16 protein-coding genes, 2 tRNA genes and 4 rRNA genes are annotated in these 25,396 nt (G+C 62.3%); 19 read left to right on the top strand and 3 right to left on the bottom strand.

Annotation, left to right across the window (positions count from 1 at the left end; genetic code table 11):
• Positions 1-77: 77 nt before the first annotated feature.
• The 9 genes from rrf (GA645_RS23865) (at position 78) to GA645_RS23825 (ending at position 9,786) form a co-directional block, all read left to right on the top strand.
• Positions 78-193, top strand: a 5S ribosomal RNA gene (gene rrf / locus GA645_RS23865).
• Positions 194-577: 384 nt separating this feature from the next.
• Positions 578-2,114 (top strand): 16S ribosomal RNA (locus GA645_RS23860).
• 150 nt (positions 2,115-2,264) lie between these two features.
• Positions 2,265-2,341, top strand: a tRNA-Ile gene (locus tag GA645_RS23855).
• Positions 2,342-2,370: 29 nt separating this feature from the next.
• Positions 2,371-2,446 (top strand) — tRNA-Ala (locus tag GA645_RS23850).
• A gap of 232 nt (positions 2,447-2,678) precedes the next feature.
• Positions 2,679-5,570: ribosomal RNA gene (locus tag GA645_RS23845) — 23S ribosomal RNA — on the top strand.
• Between the two features lie 134 nt (positions 5,571-5,704).
• Positions 5,705-5,820: ribosomal RNA gene (rrf, locus tag GA645_RS23840) — 5S ribosomal RNA — on the top strand.
• The 16S, 23S and 5S rRNA genes sit together here with 2 tRNA genes alongside, the layout of an rRNA operon.
• A gap of 409 nt (positions 5,821-6,229) precedes the next feature.
• Positions 6,230-6,886 (top strand): paraquat-inducible protein A, encoded by a 657-nt coding sequence (locus tag GA645_RS23835; RefSeq protein WP_152226076.1) that lies wholly within the window; start codon positions 6,230-6,232, stop codon positions 6,884-6,886.
• Entirely contained in the window at positions 6,873-7,493 is a 621-nt protein-coding gene (locus GA645_RS23830) for a paraquat-inducible protein A (protein ID WP_152226074.1), read from the top strand. The genes GA645_RS23835 and GA645_RS23830 overlap by 14 nt, the downstream gene beginning before the upstream one ends.
• Positions 7,486-9,786 (top strand): PqiB family protein, encoded by a 2,301-nt coding sequence (locus GA645_RS23825; RefSeq protein ID WP_152226072.1) that lies wholly within the window; start codon positions 7,486-7,488, stop codon positions 9,784-9,786. Before GA645_RS23830 ends, GA645_RS23825 begins: the two co-directional genes overlap by 8 nt.
• Before the next feature lie 207 nt (positions 9,787-9,993).
• On the opposite strand, the gene mksF is transcribed toward GA645_RS23825, so the two are convergent.
• Genes mksF through mksB form a run of 3 tightly spaced genes read right to left on the bottom strand, consistent with a single transcriptional unit; the run spans position 9,994 to position 14,850 of the window.
• Positions 9,994-12,828 carry an Mks condensin complex protein MksF gene (gene mksF / locus GA645_RS23820; protein WP_152226070.1) on the bottom strand — a complete coding sequence of 945 codons (2,835 nt, stop codon included), beginning with the start codon at positions 12,826-12,828 and terminating at the stop codon, positions 9,994-9,996.
• Entirely contained in the window at positions 12,825-13,583 is a 759-nt protein-coding gene (gene mksE / locus GA645_RS23815; RefSeq protein WP_152226068.1) for an Mks condensin complex protein MksE, read from the bottom strand. The genes mksF and mksE overlap by 4 nt, the downstream gene beginning before the upstream one ends.
• Positions 13,573-14,850 (bottom strand): Mks condensin complex protein MksB, encoded by a 1,278-nt coding sequence (gene mksB / locus GA645_RS23810; protein ID WP_152226066.1) that lies wholly within the window; start codon positions 14,848-14,850, stop codon positions 13,573-13,575. The genes mksE and mksB overlap by 11 nt, the downstream gene beginning before the upstream one ends.
• A 216-nt stretch (positions 14,851-15,066) precedes the next feature.
• Here mksB and GA645_RS23805 point away from each other — a divergent pair, with 216 nt between their 5' ends.
• The 10 genes from GA645_RS23805 (at position 15,067) to GA645_RS23760 (ending at position 25,376) form a co-directional block, all read left to right on the top strand.
• On the top strand, positions 15,067-15,672 hold the full coding sequence (locus GA645_RS23805; RefSeq protein ID WP_152226064.1) for a hypothetical protein: 606 nt from the start codon (positions 15,067-15,069) through the stop codon (positions 15,670-15,672).
• 384 nt (positions 15,673-16,056) lie between these two features.
• A complete protein-coding gene (locus tag GA645_RS23800; RefSeq protein ID WP_152226062.1) occupies positions 16,057-17,139 on the top strand; it encodes a hypothetical protein in 1,083 nt (360 codons plus the stop codon).
• A 1-nt stretch (position 17,140) separates the two neighbouring features.
• A complete protein-coding gene (locus GA645_RS23795) occupies positions 17,141-18,724 on the top strand; it encodes a hypothetical protein (RefSeq protein WP_152226060.1) in 1,584 nt (527 codons plus the stop codon).
• An 11-nt stretch (positions 18,725-18,735) separates the two neighbouring features.
• Entirely contained in the window at positions 18,736-19,245 is a 510-nt protein-coding gene (locus GA645_RS23790; RefSeq protein ID WP_152226058.1) for a DUF6160 family protein, read from the top strand.
• Between the two features lie 97 nt (positions 19,246-19,342).
• The gene (locus GA645_RS23785; protein WP_152226056.1) at positions 19,343-20,167 is read left to right on the top strand and encodes an energy transducer TonB; all 825 of its coding nucleotides are present in this window, start codon (positions 19,343-19,345) and stop codon (positions 20,165-20,167) included.
• Complete coding sequence (gene rimI / locus GA645_RS23780) at positions 20,164-20,616, top strand: ribosomal protein S18-alanine N-acetyltransferase (protein WP_152226053.1); 453 nt, start codon at positions 20,164-20,166, stop codon at positions 20,614-20,616. Before GA645_RS23785 ends, rimI begins: the two co-directional genes overlap by 4 nt.
• A gap of 371 nt (positions 20,617-20,987) precedes the next feature.
• A complete protein-coding gene (locus GA645_RS23775) occupies positions 20,988-22,373 on the top strand; it encodes a flavin monoamine oxidase family protein (protein WP_152226051.1) in 1,386 nt (461 codons plus the stop codon).
• Positions 22,348-23,592: a C69 family dipeptidase gene (locus GA645_RS23770; protein WP_152226049.1), complete on the top strand. Its 1,245-nt coding sequence runs from the start codon at positions 22,348-22,350 to the stop codon at positions 23,590-23,592. Before GA645_RS23775 ends, GA645_RS23770 begins: the two co-directional genes overlap by 26 nt.
• 63 nt (positions 23,593-23,655) lie before the next feature.
• Positions 23,656-24,300: a carbonate dehydratase gene (can, locus tag GA645_RS23765; protein WP_152226047.1), complete on the top strand. Its 645-nt coding sequence runs from the start codon at positions 23,656-23,658 to the stop codon at positions 24,298-24,300.
• A 77-nt stretch (positions 24,301-24,377) separates the two neighbouring features.
• On the top strand, positions 24,378-25,376 hold the full coding sequence (locus GA645_RS23760) for an isocitrate/isopropylmalate dehydrogenase family protein (RefSeq protein WP_152226044.1): 999 nt from the start codon (positions 24,378-24,380) through the stop codon (positions 25,374-25,376).
• Positions 25,377-25,396: the final 20 nt, after the last annotated feature.

The raw sequence follows: 25,396 nt of genomic DNA, 5'->3' as shown, positions 1-25,396 counted from the left end.
TGTGAACCGCAAATTACCTGTCACATACCCGAATTCGGATGAGCGTGAGCGCAAGCCACGAGCGTCCTAAAGAATTGCTTGACGACCATAGAGCGTTGGAACCACCTGATCCCATCCCGAACTCAGCAGTGAAACGACGCATCGCCGATGGTAGTGTGGGGTTTCCCCATGTGAGAGTAGGTCATCGTCAAGCTCCTATCCCAAGACCCCTGGTCAGCATCGCTGGCCGGGGGTTTTGCCTATTAGTGTAAGCACATGATTTGTGCTTGCAGCTGACGAGGGTTGAGACTCTCCGAAGCCAGGCGATTGAGTAGAAAAGAAATTTTCGAAAAATAAAGCTTGACGGAAGATGAGGTTGGCGTAGAATGCGCGCCTCGGTTGAGACGAAAGCCTTAACCAACTGCTCTTTAACAAGTCGAATCAAGCAATTCGTGTGGGTGCTTGTGATGTAAGACTGATGATCGACTGATTATCAGCAACGCAAGTAACACTCGTGAATTCGAGAGTTTTAGCTCTTTAAATAGAGCATGCGATTGCTGAGCCAAGTTTAGGGTTTTCTCAAAACCCAAGCAGTATTGAACTGAAGAGTTTGATCATGGCTCAGATTGAACGCTGGCGGCAGGCCTAACACATGCAAGTCGAGCGGATGATGGGAGCTTGCTCCCGGATTCAGCGGCGGACGGGTGAGTAATGCCTAGGAATCTGCCTGGTAGTGGGGGACAACGTTTCGAAAGGAACGCTAATACCGCATACGTCCTACGGGAGAAAGCAGGGGACCTTCGGGCCTTGCGCTATCAGATGAGCCTAGGTCGGATTAGCTAGTTGGTGGGGTAAAGGCCTACCAAGGCGACGATCCGTAACTGGTCTGAGAGGATGATCAGTCACACTGGAACTGAGACACGGTCCAGACTCCTACGGGAGGCAGCAGTGGGGAATATTGGACAATGGGCGAAAGCCTGATCCAGCCATGCCGCGTGTGTGAAGAAGGTCTTCGGATTGTAAAGCACTTTAAGTTGGGAGGAAGGGCAGTAAGTTAATACCTTGCTGTTTTGACGTTACCAACAGAATAAGCACCGGCTAACTTCGTGCCAGCAGCCGCGGTAATACGAAGGGTGCAAGCGTTAATCGGAATTACTGGGCGTAAAGCGCGCGTAGGTGGTTTGGTAAGATGGATGTGAAATCCCCGGGCTCAACCTGGGAACTGCATCCATAACTGCCTGACTAGAGTACGGTAGAGGGTGGTGGAATTTCCTGTGTAGCGGTGAAATGCGTAGATATAGGAAGGAACACCAGTGGCGAAGGCGACCACCTGGACTGATACTGACACTGAGGTGCGAAAGCGTGGGGAGCAAACAGGATTAGATACCCTGGTAGTCCACGCCGTAAACGATGTCGACTAGCCGTTGGGATCCTTGAGATCTTAGTGGCGCAGCTAACGCGATAAGTCGACCGCCTGGGGAGTACGGCCGCAAGGTTAAAACTCAAATGAATTGACGGGGGCCCGCACAAGCGGTGGAGCATGTGGTTTAATTCGAAGCAACGCGAAGAACCTTACCTGGCCTTGACATGTCCGGAATCTTGCAGAGATGCGAGAGTGCCTTCGGGAATCGGAACACAGGTGCTGCATGGCTGTCGTCAGCTCGTGTCGTGAGATGTTGGGTTAAGTCCCGTAACGAGCGCAACCCTTGTCCTTAGTTACCAGCACGTTATGGTGGGCACTCTAAGGAGACTGCCGGTGACAAACCGGAGGAAGGTGGGGATGACGTCAAGTCATCATGGCCCTTACGGCCAGGGCTACACACGTGCTACAATGGTCGGTACAGAGGGTTGCCAAGCCGCGAGGTGGAGCTAATCCCATAAAACCGATCGTAGTCCGGATCGCAGTCTGCAACTCGACTGCGTGAAGTCGGAATCGCTAGTAATCGTGAATCAGAATGTCACGGTGAATACGTTCCCGGGCCTTGTACACACCGCCCGTCACACCATGGGAGTGGGTTGCTCCAGAAGTAGCTAGTCTAACCGCAAGGGGGACGGTTACCACGGAGTGATTCATGACTGGGGTGAAGTCGTAACAAGGTAGCCGTAGGGGAACCTGCGGCTGGATCACCTCCTTAATCGAAGATCGCAGCTTCTTCATAAGCTCCCACACGAATTGCTTGATTCACTGGTTAGACGATAGGTTTGCTGCTCGGTTGGTTTGAGCGCGCCCCCGGCTCTGAGGTAGAGAGCGGGTGAGGTCGACGGCCTGCTAAGCCCGAACGATTGGGTCTGTAGCTCAGTTGGTTAGAGCGCACCCCTGATAAGGGTGAGGTCGGCAGTTCGAATCTGCCCAGACCCACCAATTGTTGTGGTGTGCTGCTGATCCGATACGGGGCCATAGCTCAGCTGGGAGAGCGCCTGCTTTGCACGCAGGAGGTCAGGAGTTCGATCCTCCTTGGCTCCACCATTAAAAATCGTCGAAAGCTCAGACATGAATGTTCAGATTGAACGAACATTGATGTCTGGTCTTTGTGCCAGAACTGTTCTTTAAAAATTTGGGTATGTGATAGAAGTAGACTGAATAATCTCTTTCACTGGTGATTATTCAAGTCAAGGTAAAATTTGCGAGTTCAAGCGCGAATTTTCGGCGAATGTCGTCTTCACGTTCGAGACAATAACCAGATTGCTTGGGGTTATATGGTCAAGTGAAGAAGCGCATACGGTGGATGCCTTGGCAGTCAGAGGCGATGAAAGACGTGGTAGCCTGCGATAAGCTTCGGGGAGTCGGCAAACAGACTTTGATCCGGAGATCTCTGAATGGGGAAACCCACCCGAGATAACTCGGGTATCTTGTACTGAATACATAGGTGCAAGAGGCGAACCAGGGGAACTGAAACATCTAAGTACCCTGAGGAAAAGAAATCAACCGAGATTCCCTTAGTAGTGGCGAGCGAACGGGGACTAGCCCTTAAGCTTCTTTGAATCTAACAGAACGCTCTGGAAAGTGCGGCCATAGTGGGTGATAGCCCCGTATGTGAAAGGTTCTTTGAAGTGAAATCGAGTAGGACGGAGCACGAGAAACTTTGTCTGAATATGGGGGGACCATCCTCCAAGGCTAAATACTACTGACTGACCGATAGTGAACCAGTACCGTGAGGGAAAGGCGAAAAGAACCCCGGAGAGGGGAGTGAAATAGAACCTGAAACCGTATGCGTACAAGCAGTGGGAGCCTACTTTGTTAGGTGACTGCGTACCTTTTGTATAATGGGTCAGCGACTTATATTCAGTGGCGAGCTTAACCGTATAGGGAAGGCGTAGCGAAAGCGAGTCTTAATAGGGCGTTTTAGTCGCTGGGTATAGACCCGAAACCGGGCGATCTATCCATGAGCAGGTTGAAGGTTAGGTAACACTGACTGGAGGACCGAACCCACTCCCGTTGAAAAGGTAGGGGATGACTTGTGGATCGGAGTGAAAGGCTAATCAAGCTCGGAGATAGCTGGTTCTCCTCGAAAGCTATTTAGGTAGCGCCTCACGTATCACTCCAGGGGGTAGAGCACTGTTTCGGCTAGGGGGTCATCCCGACTTACCAAACCGATGCAAACTCCGAATACCTGGAAGTGTCAGCGTGGGAGACACACGGCGGGTGCTAACGTCCGTCGTGAAAAGGGAAACAACCCAGACCGTCAGCTAAGGTCCCAAAGTTATGGTTAAGTGGTAAACGATGTGGGAAGGCTTAGACAGCTAGGAGGTTGGCTTAGAAGCAGCCACCCTTTAAAGAAAGCGTAATAGCTCACTAGTCGAGTCGGCCTGCGCGGAAGATGTAACGGGGCTCAAACCATACACCGAAGCTACGGGTGCATCGCAAGATGCGCGGTAGAGGAGCGTTCTGTAAGCCTGTGAAGGTGAGTTGAGAAGCTTGCTGGAGGTATCAGAAGTGCGAATGCTGACATGAGTAACGACAATGGGAGTGAAAAACTCCCACGCCGAAAGACCAAGGGTTCCTGCGCAACGTTAATCGACGCAGGGTTAGTCGGTCCCTAAGGCGAGGCTGAAGAGCGTAGTCGATGGGAAACAGGTTAATATTCCTGTACTTCTAGTTACTGCGATGGAGGGACGGAGAAGGCTAGGCCAGCTTGGCGTTGGTTGTCCAAGTTTAAGGTGGTAGGCCGAACACTTAGGCAAATCCGGGTGTTCAAGGCCGAGAGCTGATGACGAGTCGTCTTTTAGACGATGAAGTGGTTGATGCCATGCTTCCAGGAAAAGCTTCTAAGCTTCAGGTAACTAGGAACCGTACCCCAAACCGACACAGGTGGTTGGGTAGAGAATACCAAGGCGCTTGAGAGAACTCGGGTGAAGGAACTAGGCAAAATGGCACCGTAACTTCGGGAGAAGGTGCGCCGATGAGGGTGAAGCATTTACTGCGTAAGCCCATGTCGGTCGAAGATACCAGGCCGCTGCGACTGTTTATTAAAAACACAGCACTCTGCAAACACGAAAGTGGACGTATAGGGTGTGACGCCTGCCCGGTGCCGGAAGGTTAATTGATGGGGTTAGCGAAAGCGAAGCTCTTGATCGAAGCCCCGGTAAACGGCGGCCGTAACTATAACGGTCCTAAGGTAGCGAAATTCCTTGTCGGGTAAGTTCCGACCTGCACGAATGGCGTAACGATGGCGGCGCTGTCTCCACCCGAGACTCAGTGAAATTGAAATCGCTGTGAAGATGCAGTGTATCCGCGGCTAGACGGAAAGACCCCGTGAACCTTTACTGTAGCTTTGCACTGGACTTTGAGCCTGCTTGTGTAGGATAGGTGGGAGGCTTTGAAGCGTGGACGCCAGTCTGCGTGGAGCCAACCTTGAAATACCACCCTGGCATGCTTGAGGTTCTAACTCTGGTCCGTTATCCGGATCGAGGACAGTGTATGGTGGGCAGTTTGACTGGGGCGGTCTCCTCCTAAAGAGTAACGGAGGAGTACGAAGGTGCGCTCAGACCGGTCGGAAATCGGTCGTAGAGTATAAAGGCAAAAGCGCGCTTGACTGCGAGACAGACACGTCGAGCAGGTACGAAAGTAGGTCTTAGTGATCCGGTGGTTCTGTATGGAAGGGCCATCGCTCAACGGATAAAAGGTACTCCGGGGATAACAGGCTGATACCGCCCAAGAGTTCATATCGACGGCGGTGTTTGGCACCTCGATGTCGGCTCATCACATCCTGGGGCTGAAGCCGGTCCCAAGGGTATGGCTGTTCGCCATTTAAAGTGGTACGCGAGCTGGGTTTAGAACGTCGTGAGACAGTTCGGTCCCTATCTGCCGTGGACGTTTGAGATTTGAGAGGGGCTGCTCCTAGTACGAGAGGACCGGAGTGGACGAACCTCTGGTGTTCCGGTTGTCACGCCAGTGGCATTGCCGGGTAGCTATGTTCGGAATAGATAACCGCTGAAAGCATCTAAGCGGGAAACTAGCCTCAAGATGAGATCTCACTGGGAACTTGATTCCCCTAAAGGGCCGTCGAAGACTACGACGTTGATAGGTCGGGTGTGTAAGCGCTGTGAGGCGTTGAGCTAACCGATACTAATTGCCCGTGAGGCTTGACCATATAACACCCAAACAATTTGCGTGTTGTACGGTGAAGACGTAACGAACCGAAAGTTCGTGTGAACCGCAAATTACCTGTCACATACCCGAATTCGGATGAGCGTGAGCGCAAGCCACGGGCGTCCTAAAGAATTGCTTGACGACCATAGAGCGTTGGAACCACCTGATCCCATCCCGAACTCAGCAGTGAAACGACGCATCGCCGATGGTAGTGTGGGGTTTCCCCATGTGAGAGTAGGTCATCGTCAAGCTCCTATCCCAAGACCCCTGGTCAGCATCGCTGGCCGGGGGTTTTGCTTTTGCGCGCGGGAAAGTTGCGCGTACTCACGGCGCTCGCCGGAGTCCAATGTGCGCCGTGCTACGGCAGCGATTGCGGGCATGGCCCGCTCTTACGGGGTGCAATGCCCTGAGCAGATGGCGCTACTGTCGAGGTGCTCTGTAGCCAATGGACTGGTGCGTGGGCAGGATGGCACTCGCGCTGTTCTGGCAGATCGCCAGATTCCTTGCAGGAGCGTTACCGAGTATCGGCAGAATGCATCGCGGGGCGTTGGCGCTTCCTGTCTCATCTGCAAGAAATCGCAATGACTCGATGCCTATGCTTCGCAACGTTGAGCGCTCGGCCTCGTCTACAATAGCGTGATCCTTTCTTTGAGTTCTTTCATGTCCGAAATCCAAGGTGATGCGCTACAGCACCTGCCGCTGGATCAGTTGATCGCGTGCCATGAGTGCGATCTATTGATGCGGCGCGAGCCCGTGCCGCTGGGGCAGAAGTCGGTCTGTCCGCGATGCGGCTATGAACTGGAGATACACCGCCCTCACATGGTGAGGCGTGGTCTGGCCCTGGTGCTGACAGCGTTGCTGCTCTACATACCGGCCAACTTCATGCCGATCATGCATATCACCATCCTCGGGCAAACCAGTACCGATACGGTCTGGAGCGGAGTGCTGGGCCTTTACGGGTCGAGCATGAAAGGCGTCGCCATCGTGGTGTTCCTGTGCAGCATGATCATTCCGCTGGCCAAGTTGCTCTGCCAGCTGTTCGTGCTGTTGACGCTGCGTTTCAAGACGATGCGCGAACACGGCATGGTGTTGTTGCGTGGATACCAGCACCTGCGCGAATGGGGGATGCTCGAGGTCTATTTCATGGGCATCCTGGTGTCGATCGTGAAGCTGATCGGCATGGCTGAACTGCATATCGGCCTGGGGCTGGCCTGCTTCGTGGCCTTGTTGTTCACCCAGGTCTGGTTGGAGGTGACGATGTCCCACCACCAGGTTTGGAGCGAGTTGTCCGGGGAGTTCGACGATGCGAGCCATTGACGCCGGCGTGCTGATCTGTGGCGAGTGCCACCAGCTCAATCGTCGTGCCGAAGACGATGAGACTTTCTGCAGCCGCTGTGGCTCGGTGGTGCACGAGCGCAAGCCAAACAGCCTGGCACGGACCTGGGCGCTGCTGATCACTGCCGCCGTGCTCTATATACCCGCCAACCTGCTGCCGATCATGACGGTCAACTTCCTGGGCAATGGCATGCCCGCGACCATCATGGAAGGGGTGATCGAGCTGATCAACGCGGACATGGTGCCCATTGCCGCGGTGGTCTTCGTCGCCAGTATCCTGGTCCCGACCTTCAAGCTGGTCGGTATCACCCTGCTGCTGTATTCGGTACAGCGTCGACAACCCATGTCGGCCAGGCAGAGGATCGTGATGTATCGGTTCATCGAATGGATCGGGCGCTGGTCGATGCTCGACATCTTCGTCATCGCGATCCTGGTGGCCCTGGTGAATTTCGGCAATCTGGCCACTATCGAGGCAGACCTCGGTGCGGCCGCATTCGCCACTGTGGTCGTCCTGACCATGCTGGCAGCAGTGACCTTCGATCCCCGGTTGATCTGGGATAACACGGACGCGGAAAACGACAATGAGTGATCTTCCCACCCCGAAGATGCGCAAGACCTCCAACTGGTCGGCAATCTGGATCCTGCCGCTGATCGCTCTGGCGATCGGTGCCTGGCTGGCCTGGAGGGCCTACGATCAGGCGGGGATCATGATCAGTATCCGCTTCGAAAGCGGCGACGGGATCCAGATCAACAAGACCGAAGTGGTCTTCAAGGGCATCGGGGTCGGCAAGGTGACCGACCTCCATGTGAACAAGCCGGACCTGGGCGTCACGGCCGTCGTCGAGATGCGCAAGGAAGCGGGCGAGTACCTGAGCAAGGGTACGCGCTTCTGGCTGGTGAAGCCGCGTGTATCGTTGGCCGGGGTGACCGGTCTGGAAACCCTGGTATCGGGTAACTACATCGCCATAGACCCCATAAAGGGTGACCAGCAGCATGAGTTCACCGCGCTGAAGGAACCACCGCCCCTCTCCGACAGCCTGCCCGGCTTGCACCTGACGCTCAAGGCTGAGCGCCTGGGGTCGCTGGAGCAGGGCAGTCCGATCTATTACCGGCAGATTCAGGTGGGTCAGGTGAAGAGCTATCACCTGGCTGAAGACCAGAAGACCATCGAGGTGAAGATTCACATCGAGCCGGCCTATGCGAACCTCGTGCGCAAACATTCGCGTTTCTGGAACGCCAGCGGCATCACCCTGACCGGGGACCTGAGCGGCCTCAAGCTGCGTACCGAATCGCTGGCCTCCATCGCTGCCGGCGGTATCGCCTTCTCCACGCCGGAGAACTATCCGGACAGTCCCCCGACGGATTCGACCAAGCCATTCCGTCTCTATGAGGATTACGATGCCGCCCAGTCCGGTCTCGGTGTCAGGCTGAAGGTCTCCGATGTCAGCGGGCTCAGCGCTGGCAACACCCCGGTGATGTACAACGGTGTGCAGGTTGGTACCGTGAAGAACATCGAAATGGACGAGGATTTCAACGGAGCCACCGCGCAGTTGTCGATGGACCCGCGCACCGAGGACTTCCTCAATAGCGGCACCGAGTTCTGGCTGGTCAAACCAAGCATTTCCTTGGCGGGCATCACCGGCCTCGAAGCGCTGGTGAAGGGTAACTACATCAGCGTGCGCTTCTCCAAGACTGGCGAGTCGACTCGTGATTTCACCATCCGTCCCAAGGCTCCGCCACTGAACCTGGATTCGCCGGGATTGCACCTGGTGCTGACGACCGACAAGTTGGGCTCCCTGGAAGTCGGCACGCCGATTCTCTATCGGCAGCTGAAGGTGGGTAGCGTGCAGAGCTACCAGCTGTCCCGCCGTGATCCGTCGCGGCTGGTCATCGGCGTACATATCGAGCCTGAGTACGCCAAGCTGGTAAACACCTCCACACGCTTCTGGAACGTCAGCGGGGTCACCGTCAGTGGCGGGCTTGACGGCATCAAGCTCAAGAGCGAGTCGTTGCAAACCCTGATTGCCGGTGGCATCGCATTCGACACACCGGACGCGAAAGCGCCTCCTGTGACCAAGGTGCGTCGCTTCGCGCTGTTCGACAGCGAAGAGGTGGCCCACGCCAAGGGCCAGATGATCGAGCTGCGCGCCGATACCGCAGACGGCCTGAAGGAAGGTACCGTGCTGCGCTACAAGGGCCTGGAAGTCGGGCGCGTTGAACAGGTCGACCTGAGCAAGGACCTGCGCGGCGTGCAGATGAAGGCGCGCCTGACCCGCGCAGAGGACCGTATCGCACGCCAGGGCACGCGTTTCTGGGTGGTTGGCCCGGAGGTCGGACTCAACGGTGTGTCCAACCTGGGCACCATCGTCAGCGGCCAATACATCGAAGTGTTGCCGGCCGAAAAGCCGGGCCAGGCACAGACTTCGTTCAGCCTGCTGGCCAGCCAGCCGAATCGCCTGCTGGAGGGCGAAGGCTTGCGCCTGACCCTCAGTGCTCCGCGCCGTGGCTCGCTGAAGGTGGGCGTGCCGGTGACCTTCCGCGAAGTGCAGGTGGGCAAGGTGACCTCCTTCGAACTGGGTGAGACCGCTGACCGGGTGCTGATCCACATCCTGATCGAGCCGCGCTACGCACCGCTGGTGCGCACCGGCAGCCGCTTCTGGAACACCAGTGGGGTGGGCGTCGATGCCGGGCTGTTCAAGGGTGTGAAGGTCCGTACCGAGTCCTTCGAGACCATCCTTGCTGGCGGTGTTGCCTTCGCTACGCCGAACAATGCCGACATGGGCGGACCGGCCAAGCCAGGGCAGACCTTTGCGCTGTTCGACGAGTCCAACGAGGAGTGGCTGGACTGGGCGCCGAAGATCCCGCTGGAGAAGGCGAACTGAGTTTTCGCCGAACAGGAAAAGGGCCGCGATTGCGGCCCTTTTTTATTGCAGAACTCCGAGACGAGCCGCCTGTAGGAGCGAGCTTGCTCGCGAACCGCATAACACTGAAGCCCAGCACAAATCCGTTCGCGAGCAAGCTCGCTCCTACGAAGAGCAAACAAGAAAAAAGCCCCGCAATGCGGGGCTTTCTCTAACGTTGGAGGGGCATCACGCCGGCTCGGCGCTGGCCTCCACGTCGTTGTGCGCGGCCGTCTCGGTATCCCTGCGCCGAATGAACTTCCAGTCCGCCTCGTCGATGTAGATGCCGTTGGGGCCGCTGCCGCCTTCCAGGTCGATGGCCACCTGGGCCGAGACCTGCGGCTTCACGCTCGCCAGGATCGGCACGAAGCCCAGCTGCAGGCTGGTCTCCAGCAGCGCCGACTGGTTGCGTTCGTCGATGTCCGCCGCCTCGTCGAGGTAGTAGGGCAGGCGTACGCGGCCGGCCTGCTCGCGGTCCATCAGGTGCAGCAACAGGTACATGTTGGTCAGCGCCTTGATGGTCATGGTGGTGCCGTTGGATGCCGCACCGTCGATGTCGGTGTGCATGATCGGCTGGCCGCCCATCTTGGTGATCTCGAACGCCAGCTCGAACAGGTCCTTCAGGCCCAGCTGGTTGTTGTTTGCCGCCACCAGGCGCGACAGGTAGTCCTTGGCTTCTTCGTTCTTCGCATCCTGTTCGGCGCTCTGGGTCAGGTCGAAGACGGAGAGGTTCTCGCCCTCTTCGTACTGGCCGGCGCTGTGGATGATCTGGTCGATGTGCTTGAGCGCGTCCTTGTTCGGCGCCAGCACGATGCGGAAGCTTTGCAGGTTCGACACCTGGCGCTTGTTGATCTCGCGGTTGAACAGCGCCAGCTGGTGTTCCAGGTTGTCGTAGTCGCTGCGGATGTTGCGCAGGGTACGAGCGATGTCGGTGACCGCTGCACGGCGCGCCTTGGCCAGGGTCATGGCTTCGTCAGTACGGTGCGCGTAGGCGTTAATCAGCAGTTGCAGGCGCCGCTCCGGATCATCCTCGCTGTCGAACTTGGCCACGCCCTTCAGGCGTACCTGGGCGTACAGCGCCTCGATCTGGCCGTCCACGCGCTGCAGCGACTGCCAGGTGTCCTGGTAGTCGTTGAGTAGCGGCAGCAGGTTGTCCATGGAGTCGTCGACCGGGTCCATGAACGGGATGCCGAAAGGCAGGTTGGCCGGCAGCAGCTGGCGGCGGCGCAGGGCGTCGTCGAGGGTGCGTTGCTTGGCTTCCATGTCGGCCAGTTGGCGGCCGATCAGCTGCAGCTTGGCGGACAGCTGCTGGACGCGTTCGGTGAAGGCGTCGGCGGAGCGCTTGAGTTCGTCCTGGGTGGCTTCCAACTGGGCCAGTTGCTCCAGCTTGCCCGGTTCTTCGGCGTTCAGGGTCTGGCTGCGGCGGAAGTCTTCCAGCGCCTTCTGCGCATCGAGCACATCCTGGTAGAACTTGTCCGCCTGCGCCTTGCTGGCGTTGCGGTCGGCGGCCACGGCCTGCTGGGTCTTGAGCTGCTTGAGCTCCTTCTCCAGGCGCTCCTTCTGGTCGCGCAGTGCGGCGCGGTCGGCCAGGGCCTGCAGGGCCGGCGGCTCGATGGTGGAGAGGTCGATGGTCAGGCCGGGCACTTCGAAGCGCTCGCCCTTGAAGGCATCGAGGATCTTCTCGACGCTACCGACCCACTGGCCGGCCTCGTCGAGGTCCACGCCTTTCTCGCCCAGCGGCAGGCTGAACAGCGCGCCGTTGAACAGGCGCATCAGGCGCTCCACGTCCTGCTGGGAGAACTCCTCGCGCAGGCGGGCGTAGCTGTTGTTGTCGGCATGTTCGAGTTGCTGGCGAACTCCCTTCAGGCGCTTCTCCAGATCGCGCATGCGCTCTTCCAGGTCTTCGCTGGAGAATTGCCGGGAGTGCGCCAGCGCACCGGCCAGTTCGTCGTGGGCGTCCTTGGCGGCGAGCAACTGCTGCTCCAGCACCTTGACGTCCTCGACCAGCGCGAAGCGGTTCTTCAGCACGGCCAGTTCGCCCATCCAGCGCTGGATCTCGCTGATCTCGCGCTCCAGGCGCATCAGCTCGGCGGTGCTGCCACGCTGTTCGTTCTGCAGGCCGTCCTGTTCGCGGCGGTAGTGCTCGGCCTGGATGACCAGCTCTTCCTTGCGCGCGCCGGAATAGTCTTCCCAGGTGCCCAGCAGGTTATCCAGCAGCGGCGAGAGGCGGTGCATCTTGCCGCGCAGCACTTCACGCTGCTGCACGCCGTTGGCCAGCGCCTCGACCAGCGGGCCGGCGGCGACCAGTGCCTGGTAGTCGCCTTCCATGCGGCGCACGTCGCGGAAGGCTTCTTCGCAGGCGGCGATGTAGTCGACGCTGCCCGAACGCAGGCTGTGCTCGAAGGCATCGAGGAACAGCTGCTTGAGCTTGGCGGCGGTGATCTCGCGCATGTGCAGCAGGTTGATGAACAGCGAACGGAAGGTCTTCAGGCTCTGTTCGCTGGTGGAGCGCAGCGGGATCAGGGTCAGGTCCAGCGGGATTGAGGTGTGGCCGCCGACCAGCAGGCGGCGCAGCTCGTCGGGCTTCAACTCATAGGACTTGATGCCCTCGCGCTCCAGGTTCGCGTACAGCTCGCGCAGGCGCAGGCAGGTGCCGTTCTTCTGGTAGTGCTCCAAGTCCAGCTCGCCCTGGTAGGCGAAGAACTGGTGGCCGAAGCCGCCGCCCGGACCACGCCCGCCGACGCCGATCACATGGCGGCCGTGGGGCAGATCCAGTTCGATGAGGATGTAACTGGTGTCGGTGGCGAAGTAGAACTTGCGCGAGGCTTCCAGGCTGTACTTGCCGAAGCTCATGTCCGACATGCGCGCGAGGATCGGGAACTGCAGCGCGTTGATCGACGCCGACTTGCCGAGGTTGTTCGCACCGTACACCGACAGCGGTTGTTCCAGCGGGAAGATGCCGAGGCTGTAGCCGGCGGTGTTGAGCAGGGCGAAGCGGCGGATGCCGTAGCGTTCATGGGTCATGCCTGGGCCTCCATGTCGGCTTGTTCTTCGGCGATGGCGCGGGCGAGGGCGTCTTCTTCGCTCTCTTCAACGGCGGAGACTGCAACCTGTGCGGCGGGATTGTCGAGGGCGACGATCGCTTCGTCGGCATCGGCGGTATAGCTTTCGAGGATCACCACCGGCTCGTCGTCTTCTTCCATCAGGGCGGGCGCGCTGAACTGCATTTCGCTGGCGTGCAGGTTGGCGGCCAGGTCGCGGTCCTGCTGGACCGACAGGCAGACGTCGAGGAATCGGTGGATCGGCGGCAGGAAGCGGTACACGCCGTTGTCCTCGGCGGCGAAGCCGAGCTGGGTGAGGCGGCGCATGACCTTCTCTTCCAGTTCTTCCTGGGTGGTCACCTCGGCCTGCAGGAACAGGTCGCGGTACTTCTCCAGCAGCGGCGGCAGCTCGTCGCGGCCGATGCTGCCGCCGTCGAGGACGGCCAGCGGGTCGCGGCCCTGGTCGGCCAGGTGCTCGACCAGGATGAAGGTGAACAGCGCCAGGCGCTGGGCGGTCTTGTTCACCTGGGCGCCGATCTGCTCGGGCACGAAGTAGTAGAAGCCACGGGTATCGCAGACCAGCTCGTAGCCCAGGCTGCGGAACAGCGCGCGGTAGGCGTCCTGCTGGTTGGACAGCTGGCTGTACAGCTCCGGGTCGCGGCGGCTGATGTGGAAGCCCTTGAACAGCTCGCGGAAGATCGGCGCGAGCTGGGTCATTTCGGTGAGATTAATCTGCATGCTGTTCGCTCTTGCTGTCCTTGCCAGCGGTCGGGCCGGCGATCAGGGCGAAGGAGCACAGGCTGACGCTGTGCTGGAGAGTGTCGTATTGGCGGCGATCGAGGCGGTCGCGCTGGAAGCGGGCATCGCGCGACAGGCGCGAGAACCAGTAGAGCAGCTCGTCGGTGGCGCCTTCGGGCTCCTGCTCCAGCAGCCACTGCATCAGGTCCGGCAGCGGCAGCGCGGCCTGGCAGCGGTCGAGCATTTCCCGGGCGGTGCGCGGCGAGCGCTGCGGGCCGTCGCTCTTGCGATTGCCGCTGGCCTTGGGGAAGTGCGCAGGCTTTGGCTGGAAGCTGGCGAGGGCGAAGACGTAGCTCTCGACCTGCGAGGCGGTGCCCAGGAAGTTGCTCTGTGGCCGGGTGAACATCGGCATGGCGGCCTGCGGCACAGCGTCGATGCCCTTGCGGCGGATGACCGACAGCGCCAGGGCGGCGCCACGGGTGATCGCGTTGTGCCGGCGGGCTTCCTCACGCAGCGGCAGCAGCAGTTCGCGGGCGCGGCGCAGGGTGAGCTGGGCTGTGGTCTGCATTTCCAGGATGCGCGCATGGGTGCGCAGCAGCTGGTCGTCGTCCACCAACTGGCCGAGGCGCGCCTGTTCGCCGAGCAGGCGCAGCAGCACCTGTTCCACGCGGCGCACGCCCTGTTCGAAGGCGCCGTCGGCGGACACCAGCTGGATCATCGGCTCGACGTACTCGTCCCAGGTCGCCAGGACTTCCGCATAACGCTGGCGTAGCGGAATCTGCCGGTCGCTGGTCTTGGCCCGCTCGGCCACGGCAACCAGCGCCTGTTCGTCGTTGGCGAGCTTCTTCAGCACGTCGCGCACGCGCATGTCGAGCAGGCGCAGCTGGCGGGCGAGATCGTTGCCATCGCGCACCTCGAAGGCGTCGCGGATGTAGCCGGCCAGACGCTCCAGGTGACGCAGGTAGGCCTCGATCTCCAGGCACAGGCCCAGGCGGTGTTCCTGGCGCAGGTAGGCGAGGAAGTCGTGGATCTGGGCGTTCAGCTCGAAGCGGTTCGGGCTTTTCGCCACCGGGACGAGGATGTCCAGGCGTACCCACTGGTCGAGCAGGGCGGTGATGTCCACCGGGGTGCTGTCGGGCAACTGGCTGGTGAGCTGGTTGCGCAACTCCACCAGGCTAAGGGTGCCGGCGTCGAAGCGCTCGCACAGCGGTTCGAGCAGCACCCAGTGTTCGGCGAGGGCGCGTAGTACGCGTCGTGGGTCGATCATCGGCTGAGTCGGGCCTGAAATGAACAAAGGGGCCGATTGTACTGCAAAGGGTCTGCCCTGACCGACAGAGTGACGAAACGCGTCAGATTGCGACGAGCCCTATCGGTCCTTGCGTGAATTGGATCACGGAAATTGGCGGCTAAATGGCTGAATTTTCTGGCATGTTTTCTGCCGTGCTACTGGCAGAGCCAGTCAGACCAACACTGATTTACTGCCATGACCTACGACGCCGCACTTGCCAAAGCCCGGTGGGCCGAACTGGAGCGCCAGAACGACCTCGACTGGGACCTGGACGCCATCACCGACCGCAACGAAGCCATCGCTTTCCTGCAGCGCTTCGAGAATCGCTTGTGCATCTATTCGTCGTATGTCGAGAAGCTCTACAGCAACTACAGCTTTGTGATTCCGGAGAACCAGGAAGGTGGCATCACCATTCTGCCGGACGAGCAGGCCTGGTTCGACACCTTCCACGACATCCCCGCCGACGCGGTCGAGCCCACCGGCATCCACATCCTGCCGGGCGAGACCATGGGCTACAGCGGCCTGTACCTGAAGATTCCCGGCGAGCATCGCCTGGTGGCCTCCCGCGAGCTGCCGTTCCAGGACGGTCTGAAGGTGCTGATCAACCGCTACCGGATGCGCGAGGACACCTTCCTGCCGGTGCTGGTCAAGGGCGACCTGCGCGAGTACGAGGCACGCATGCCGTCCCTGCACCTGCATCGCCTGAACGTCGCCAAGCTCCAGTCCCATTCGCGCCTGAACCTGGACTCCATCAAGGGCGCCATCGCCGAGCACCTGATCGGACTGTTCCGCCATCGCTGATCAGGCACCTGTAACGCCGGTGTGACGTTGGGTAACAACTCCGCTCCCCTGCGCGATTTCCGAGCACCGGCTTTCCACCTCCGAACGCACTTTTTCTCGACTATGGGTCGGGCTGCCGTGGCCAGGAGAATTCCTATAGTGGCATCACGGGGGCGAGGCTCCGGTCGCTGCTAAGAACCTGTTTACGATCTGCTGCGCGTCGGCATAACTGCGTTAAAAGCAGGCTCGGACTGCTCATTTACAGTGCGTAAACTCCGCGTCCTCGCCTGCTTTTGCCTTGTTCTGCTCTAGCTCGCGAGATCGTAAGCAGGTTCTAAGGACCGGCCTTGCGTCGGTTGCGCGCCCCCTTCCCATAACAACAGCTCCCCATCAGAGGAGAGTGCCATGCGTCAGTCCTCCGGTCCGCTCATGCGTGTCCTTGCCTTGCTCTGCGGCGGCCTGCTGGCCTGCTCCGCCCAGGCGCGCATGCAATCGCTGGATGACAACGAGCTGTCGGCGATCTCGGGCCAGGGCGCGATGCTCACCGTCGATGCCTCCACCTACCAGAACTACCAGTACACCCGGCTCAACTTCGGCGCCGACATCAGCCTGCTGACCAACATCGACCAGCTCAGCCTGGGCAACTACACTCGCACCGGCGCCAACACCGTGTCCAACCAGCCGGCCGACATCCTGATCAACAACTTCGCCCTTGGCCGGGTGGACAACGCCAACTCGGCCAACGCCAAGGTGGTGCCGTTCCAGATCCAGGACCCCTACGTCGAATTCGCCTTCCAGACCAACAATGGCGTGCGCCAACTGGTGGGCGCGCGCGTCGGCTTCGGCAAGGCGCAGGGCGACCTGTCTGGCGACATCCTGTCGATCACCGGCAACCTGCAGGGGCAGATCTACGGTCCGGCGTCCATCGCCTACGACTACTACACCCGCAACGGCTGCCCGAACCTGATCAACTGTCTGGCCCTGTCGATCGCTGGCGATACGCCGGTCTACGCCGACGTGGTGCTGCTCAAGGCCGGCACCGGCGAGGCCACCATCAACGGCCAGCCGATCAACCGCGCCACGCAGATCGGTATCGCCAAGGGCGACTCACTACATTCGGACGCCGGCGGCCTGGTCGCCTCGCTGATCCCGAGCCTGTCGACCACCAGCAACTGCCAGGCGCTAGGCCTGACCACCTGCTTCGACCTGACCAACTACAAGACCATCTACATCGGCAAGCCGGGCTCCACCGACATCAACACCGGTGCGCAGGGCATCTTCTTCTCCCTGCAGAACCAGAACGTGCCCTGGCAGGACCTGGCCAACGCCGGCAACTTCGTGAACACCCAGTCCGGCGCCTTCGCCAACTTCCCCAAGGTGGGCAGCGGCGCGAATGCGGTCTACCCGATCCTGATCAACCTCTACGATGCCCTGCGCGGCCTGCCTCGCCAGTCGACCTGCATGGGCGCCCAGGCAGCGGGGTGCTGACATGAGCGCACGCGGCACATTTATCGCCTGCATCCTCGGCTGGTTGCTCTGCTTGCCGGCCCAGGCCATGAAAGCCCTGGACGATGACCAGCTGGGCGAGGTCAGCGGCGCCGGCCTCGGTTTCTTCATCGACGGCTTCAGCTACGACCAGGCCGCCGCCTCGGCGAAGATCACCGGGGTGAAGAACAGCGCCAACCAGGATGTCCAGGTGGACATCACCGGTGCCTACATCAAGGGCGCCGGCAGCCAGCGCGGCACGCTCGACACCAAGGCCTACATGGGTACGCCCATGCACGCATTCACCTTCGGACCGATCAAGTACAAGACCGGCGCCAACATCCCGGCCGGGCAGGAAGCGCTGCAGCTGATGACGCCGACCTGGAGCGACCCGATCAACGACACCCACAAGTTCGGCCTCTGGTCCTACTACCAGGGTTGCCTGTACGGCGATGCCGGTTGTACCGACGCCACCCGGGCGACGAGCAAGATCAACAGCGAACTCAGTGCACTGACAACCCAGCGCAACACGCTGCTCAGTGCCTATTCCAATGACATGGGCACGCTGAAGTCGGGTATCGACACCGACATGGTCGTGGTCAACCAGCGCGAGGCCCAGGTGGATGCCGCGCAGGTGGTGGTCAAGAACAACTACAGCACCATGCAGAGCAAGTTCACCGCTGCGCCGGCGCGGATCTGCGACAACGTGCTGGGCATCGCCTGTACCAACAAGCCGGATTTCGGCACCAAGTACGACTGCTCGCTGATCGCCGGCTGCAGCAGCAACACGGGGGTGAAGGCCTACAACGACTCGGTGGACAGCTACAACACCAGCACGACCAACCTGACCTCCGCGCAGCAGAACCTCAGCGCCTCCTGGAACGTCACCCGCAATGGCGTCACCCTCAGCCAGCGGGCCAGTGACTACGACAAGTTCGTCCAGCTCTGCGGGGCACAGAGCGGAAGCGCGACCACCTGCGTGGGCGGCACCGTCACCCGTACGGGGAACAATGTCGCCACGGTGAAACTGGTGGCCGACGCGATGCCCGGCTCCGCCGGCACCCGCATCCAGGGCCTGGACATCGGCATCAAGGCCCGCTTCACCCTTCCCAGCGTCGCCTACAACAGCAACGGCACCGCGGGCGCCACCACCCAGCGGCAGGACTTCTTCTCCATCGCCCTGGAAAACTTCACCCTCAATGGCTCCTACCTCAACCTGTGGGGCGACTCAGTGGGCCTGAAGGCCTCCATGAGCCTGCAGATGTACGCCGACAAGCTGATCATCAGCGGCTGCGATGCCTGCGCCGACACCGATCGGGTGGTGGCCAAGAACGTCTACTTCGACCTCAACCTGGGCGACGCCAACTACCAGCCCGCGACCCTCACCGTCGCCAGCAACGGCGACCTGATCCTCAATGCGCCGGGCGTCACCTGGGCCAACCATGAAGCCTTCTACCAGAACGTGCAGAAGAGCAATATCAGTATCGGCAACCTGAACATCGGCGGTACCGATCTCGGCTCCCAGGCAGTGCGGGGCATGCGGATCGACTACCTGAACGTGCGTACCGTCAACCTGCCGCGCCAATGAGGAGCTTCGCCGTGAACAGCCTGTCCCGCCGATTCCTGAGTGCCGTGCTGCTGCTCGCCGCCGCTGGCGCCCACGCCGAGCTGCGCAACCTGGACGACGGTGAGATGTCCGACGTCAGCGGCCAGGATGGCGTCAGCCTGAGCGTCAACTTCAACGTCGCCCCGGTGGCCGGCGATACCCGCTGCACCGACGGCTGCGGCGCGCGCCTGGCGATCCAGCCGCTCAACAGCACCGGCTTCATCGTCCTCGACAACATCAAGGGCACCTTCAGCTTCGATGGCATGAGCCTGGACATGGTGACCATCAACAGCGGCTTCAACGGCGACGGCGCGCTGTTCAACCGCGAGGCCATGAAGATCGGCCTGACCAACGCCAGCGCCACCAACCTGCAGTTCACCCTCGGCGGCGCCAACCAGGGCAAGGTCGCCGCCAGCGGCCTGCAGCAGAACAACCTGCTCACCTACCAGGCGACCGGCGCGATCAAGCTGACCGGCAACGTCTACATCTTCAGCAACCCGTAACCGCCGACCGGCCTTTCCCCCCGGCGCGTTTCACGCGACAATCCCGCCTCTATGTGCCGGCCTGCCCACGCAGGTTCCACTGACAGGTAACCGTCCCTTGATCGAAGAAGCCCGCCGCCGCGCCTACCTCGGCGCCATGCAGGTCGCCACCTGGCTGCCGCGCGTGGCGTTGCCGTTCGCCGCACCGTCGCGCCCGGAACTGCTGGAAACGCCCGCGCCCATCGTCGTCGAGAAAGCGCCGTTGGCGCCTGTCGCCGAAGTCGCGCGCGAAGCTGCCCCGGTTGCTGCTCCGCCCGCCGTGCCGATGGGCGAGCCCGGGTCGATCGCCGCCCGCCTGCTGCCCAAGGCGGGTGCACCGGCCAAACCTGCGGCCACGGTGAAAACCGAGGAGCCGGCCGAGCCGGAAGCCGAAACCGTGGTGCGCACCCCGGTCGCGCCGCCGCGCTTCGCCCTGCAACTGCTGCGTGCCGGCGACTGCGCCTTGCTGGTGGAACTGCCCACTGGCGAGCCCCTGGCCAGCCGCGACCCGGCCTACCTGTTGCTCAAGGACCTGCTGCGCGCCGCCGGCCTGCCGGAAAGCCCGCAACTGCTGGGCGAGCCTGTGCGCTGGCCGCTGCTCGCCGGCGGCAACATGGACCAGGGCCCGCAAGCCGCCCGCGAGTTCGTCCAGGGCTTCGTCGCTGCCCGCCTGGAAGACGGCACGCCCTGCCGCCTGCTGTGGCTGGTCGGCATGCCGGCCGTGCGCTACGCCGGCGAGGCCGATGAAGAATCCCTGCTGCGCGAGCTGCAAGTCGAAGGCCTGGGCGTCGCCTGGGCCCTGCCGGGCCTCGAGCGCCTGGCTGAAGAACCCTCTTTGAAAGCCGACCTCTGGCGCGCCATGCGCCGCGTTCGGCAACGCTGGACGAGTCAGACCACCGCATGAGTGATGCCGTTTCCTTCCGCCCGATGACCGAGGCGGACCTCGATGCCGTACTCAAGATCGAATACGCCGCCTTCAGCCACCCGTGGACGCGCGGCATCTTCGCCGATGGCCTGAAAAGCTACGAATGCTGGGTGATGTTCGAAGGCACCCAGCAGGTCGGCCACGGCGTGATCCAGATGATTCTCGACGAAGCCCACCTGCTCAACATCACCGTCAAGCCGGAAAGCCAGGGCCGCGGCCTGGGCCTGACCCTGCTGGAACACCTGATGAAGCGCGCCCACGAACGGGGCGGGGTGGAATGCTTCCTCGAAGTGCGCGAGTCCAACCAGCCGGCCTACCGCCTCTACGAGCGCTACGGCTTCAACGAGGTTGGCCGGCGCCGGGGTTACTACCCGGCGGTCGGCGGTCGCGAAGACGCACTGGTCATGGCCTGCACGCTGGTCGATTGAGCCGGGCTTTCAACTGAGCCTACCCCCGTAGGCCCTCGCTGGCAGGTTCTGTGTTTTCGTAGGAGCAACTGTCTTTTGCATCCTTGTAGGATGGCGTAGAGCGTAGCGAAACCCATCGATACCGTGCACCGACAGCATGGGTATCGCTTCGCTCCACCCATCCTACGGTCCTGGGGTAGGGCCGACCCGAGCGTAGGTGCATTGCGTAGGAGCTCTCCCTGAAGGGATGACACGGACTCCATCCGCGATATCTCCCCACCTTCTCGACGCCCCCACAAAAATCGGGAAATTTCCTGCCCGGCGGGTTTTTCTGAAGGCAACTCCTGGCTTACCCTTAAGCCCAATAACAACAAGAAAATAAGGTCGCAAACATGAATCGCAGCGATGTGATCGTGGTGGGCGCCGGTATTTCGGGGCTGACCGCGGCCTGGCGTCTGGCGCAAGCCGGGCGGCGGGTGCAAGTGCTGGAGGCCAACAAGCGCGTCGGAGGACGAACCCTCAACCACCGTTTCGCCAGCGGCGAAGTGGTCGAGGTGGGCGGCCAATGGGTCGGCCCGACCCAGGAGCGCATCCTTTCCCTGCTCGCCGAGCTGAACCTGTCGACCTTCGGGCAATGGAACCGGGGCGACAACCTCACCCTGTTCGGTGGCCGTCTCAAGCCCTATCACGGCACCATTCCCAAATTCGCCCCCCACGTCCTGCTCGACGTGATGCAGGCCCATGTGCGGCTGGACCGCATGGCGCGGGAAATCCCCCTGAACGACCCCAGCCAGCACCCCAAGGCCGGCCAGTGGGACCGCCTGACCTTCGCCGAATGGCTGCGCCGCAACGTGCGCACCTCCACCGGCCGCAAGGTCTTCGAGCTGATGATCGCCGCGGTATTCGCCGCCGGCCCCCACGACCTGTCGTTCCTCCACGTCCTCTTCTACATCCGCAGCGGCACCAACCTCGACACCCTGCTCGGCGTCGAAGGCGGCGCCCAGCAGGACCGCATCCTTGGCGGCTCCCAGCGCATCTGCCAGACCCTCGCCGAGCGCCTGGGCGATGCCGTGCACACCGGCGAGCCGATCCGCGCCGTGCGGCAGACCGCCACCGGCGTCGAACTGGTCAGCGACCGTGGCGTGCACCACGCCTCACGGGTGATCTTCGCCATCCCGCCGACCCAGCTGCTGCGCATCACCCAGGAGCCGCTGTTGCCCAGCTGGCGCGACCAGCTTCTGCAACGCCTGCCGCAAGGCGCGGTGATCAAGTGCATGGCGCTCTACGACAAGCCCTTCTGGCGCGACCGTGGCCTTTCCGGCCAGGCCACCAGCGAAGTCGGCCCGGTGCGCCTGACCTTCGACAACAGCGTCCCCGACTCCCCGCGCGGCGTGCTGCTCGGCTTCATCGAGGGCGACGAAGCGCGGCAGTGGAACGCGCGGCCGGCGGGCGACCGACGCGGCCAGGTGCTCGAGTGCTTCGCCCGCTACTTCGGCGAAGCGGCACTCAAACCGATGGATTACGTGGACAAATCCTGGGCCGAGGAACCCTTCGCCCGTGGCTGCTATGCCGCGCTGTTCCCGCCGGGGTTGTGGACCAGCGGCGCTGCGCGGTTGCGCGAGCCCTACGGGCGCCTGCATTTCGCGGGCACCGAAACGGCAACGCGCTGGATGGGCTATTTCGATGGGGCCGTCGAGGCCGGGGAACGGGCGGCGAGCGAAGTGCTCGGCGCCGCAGACGAGGGAGGGGAGTATGTGCGACACCTTGGTATTGCGTAGCGACGGGGCCACCTGGTTCGCCAAGAACAGCGACCGCGAGCCCGCCGAACCGCAACGCCTGATCCGCCTGCCGGCCGTGCACGGCGACCGCGCGGCGACGGTGCGCACCACCTACCTGGAGATTCCCCAGACCGCCGAGCGCCACGCCGTCATCCTCAGCCAGCCGGCCTGGCTGTGGGGCGCCGAAATGGGCGTCAACGAGCGCGGCGTGGCCATCGGCAACGAAGCCGTGTTCACCCGCCTGACCCTGCGCGAGGGCGAAGCCCTGCTGGGCATGGACCTGCTACGCCTGGCCCTGGAGCGCGCCGCGACGGCCCGCGAGGCCCTGGCCGTCATCACCGAACTGCTGGAGCGCCACGGCCAGGGCGGCCCGGCCGGCTACCGCAACAAGCGCATGCGCTACGACAACAGCTACCTCATCGCCGACCGCGACGAAGCCTGGGTGCTGGAAACCGCCGGCCGGCTGTGGGCGGCGAAGAAGGTCGATCGCTGTGCGATCTCCAATGCCCTGACCCTGGGCCACGACTACGACCTCGCCAGCCCCAACCTGGAAGATCATGCGCGCCGGCTGGGCTGCTGGAACGGCCGGGGCGACTTCCACTTCGCCCGCGCCTTCGATGGCCGCGTGCTGCCCTGGATCGCCGGGGCGCGGCAGCGGCGGCAACTCAACCAGGAATTCCTCGCCCACTGCCCGGCCAAGGTCGACTGGCTGGCGCTGGTAGTCGCCCTGCGCAGCCACGGTCATCGCGGTCACCGCCTCTCGCGGCACGACAACCGCCAGGTCTGCCTGCACGCCGGCAGCTTCTGGCGGCCCTCGCAGACCACCGCCAGCCTGGTCGCCCGGCTCGACGATCGCTCCCCGCGCATGGCCGCCACCGGGACCTCGGCGCCGTGCCTGTCGATGTTCCAGCCGCTGGGCTTCGAGGCGGGCGCTGGCGCGGGCCTGCTCAGCAGTGAGGATACCGCCGTGGAAGATTCCCTCTGGTGGCGCTTCGAAACCGTGCACCAGCGCGCCCTGGCCGACCCCGGCTTCGCCGACGCCCTGCGTGCCGGCCATGGCTGGCTGGAAACCGAGTTGCTGGCGGCGCTCGACAGGCGCACGCTGGATTGGCCGCGCCTGGCTGCCGAAGCCCAGGCCTGGCACGACGCCTGGCACCAGCTGGCGCTGCAGGAGACGCTCCGCCCGTCGCGCTGGTGGCGTCTGAACGCCGCCCGCTGAAAGCGCCTTGTCAGGCGCGCGCGTGCTGCGTAAGGTGCGGCAGCCAACGATGAGGAGCCGACCATGAGCGATCTGCAGGAACTGTTCGACAACAACGAACGCTGGGCCGAAGCGATCAAGCGCGAAGACCCTGACTTCTTCGCCAAGCTGGCCCGGCAACAGACCCCGGAATACCTGTGGATCGGCTGCTCCGACGCCCGCGTGCCGGCCAACGAGATCGTCGGCATGCTGCCCGGCGACCTGTTCGTCCACCGCAACGTCGCCAACGTCGTGCTGCACACCGACCTCAACTGCCTGTCGGTCATCCAGTACGCCGTCGACGTACTCAAGGTGAAGCACATCCTGGTCACCGGCCACTACGGCTGCGGCGGCGTGCGCGCCGCACTGCAGGACCGCCAGTTCGGCCTGATCGACGGCTGGCTGCGCACCATCCGCGACCTCGCCTACGAATTCCGCGACCACCTCGCCCAGTTCGAGAAGGAAGAGGACCGCGTCGACCGTCTCTGCGAACTCAACGTCATCCAGCAGGTGGCCAACGTCGGCCACACCAGCATCGTCCAGAACGCCTGGCACCGTGGCCAGCCGCTCTCCGTGCACGGCTGCATCTACGGCATCAACGACGGCCGCTGGAAGAACCTCAACGTCACCGTCAGCGGCCTCGACCAACTGCCGCCTCAATACCGCCTGCGCCCGCTCGAACAATTCTGAGCCGACCGTCCGCCCGCTCCCCTCGGCGAGGAGCGAGGGCGGATCATGAAAGGACAGACGGCACGCGGAGGTCAGCGATGCATCGGTTGTGCGTGATACCCGGCGACGGCATCGGCCGCGAAGTGGTGCCGGCGGCGGTGCAGATACTGCTGCGACTGCTGCCCGACCTGCGTGTGGAAGAGGCCGAAGCCGGTTGGGACTGCTTCGAACGCCACGGCGTCTCGGTGCCCGACACCACCCTGGCCCGCCTGCGCGCCTGCGGCGCCGGCCTGTTCGGCGCCGTCTCCTCGCCCAGCCATCGCGTCGAAGGCTACCGCAGCGCCATCCTCACCCTGCGCCAGGAACTGGCGCTGGGCCTCAACCTGCGCCCGGTGCGCAGCCGCCCGCACGTCTCGCACCACCCGGGCGTCGACCTGCTGATCCTGCGCGAGAACAGCGAAGGCCTCTACAGCGGCCGCGAACACTGGGAATCCGAAGGCGTGGCCATCGCCGAACGGGTCATCACCCGCGCCGCCTGCGACCGCCTGGCCGCCGACGCCTCGCGCATCGCCCGCCAGCGCGGCGCCCGGCGCATCACCCTGGTGCACAAGGCCAACGTCCTCCCGCTCACCTGCGGCCTGTTCCGCGACACCTGCCGCGACCGGCTGGTGGAGGACGGCTGGAGCGACGTACTCGACGAACGCCTGGTCGACGTCGCCGCCCTGCAACTGGTGGAACGCCCCGAATCCTTCGACCTGATCGTCACCACCAACCTCTTCGGCGACATCCTCTCCGACCTCGCCAGCCACTGGGGCGGCGGCCTCGGCGTGGCCCCGTCGCTGAACCTCGGCCACGGCATCGCACTGGCCGAACCCGTCCACGGCAGCGCCCCCGACATCGCCGGCAGCGGCCGCGCCAACCCGCTCGCGGCCATCCTCAGCGCCGGCATGTTGCTGCGTCATCACTGGCAACTGCCCGAGCTGGCCGAACGCATTGATACGGCGGTGGACGGCTTCCTGCGGGAGGAGGGGAGTGTGGACTTCGGCGGGGAGACCACCAAGGTGATCGGGCAGGGCGTGTTGCAGCGGTTGAACTGATTGGCCGATCTCGCCGGTCA

Origin of the sequence: Pseudomonas sp. SCB32, assembly GCF_009189165.1 — a bacterium.
In the GTDB taxonomy this organism is placed as follows: Bacteria; Pseudomonadota; Gammaproteobacteria; order Pseudomonadales; family Pseudomonadaceae; genus Pseudomonas.
Note: the sequence above shows the minus strand (reverse complement) of the source record. Positions and strands in the feature narration are given on the sequence as shown.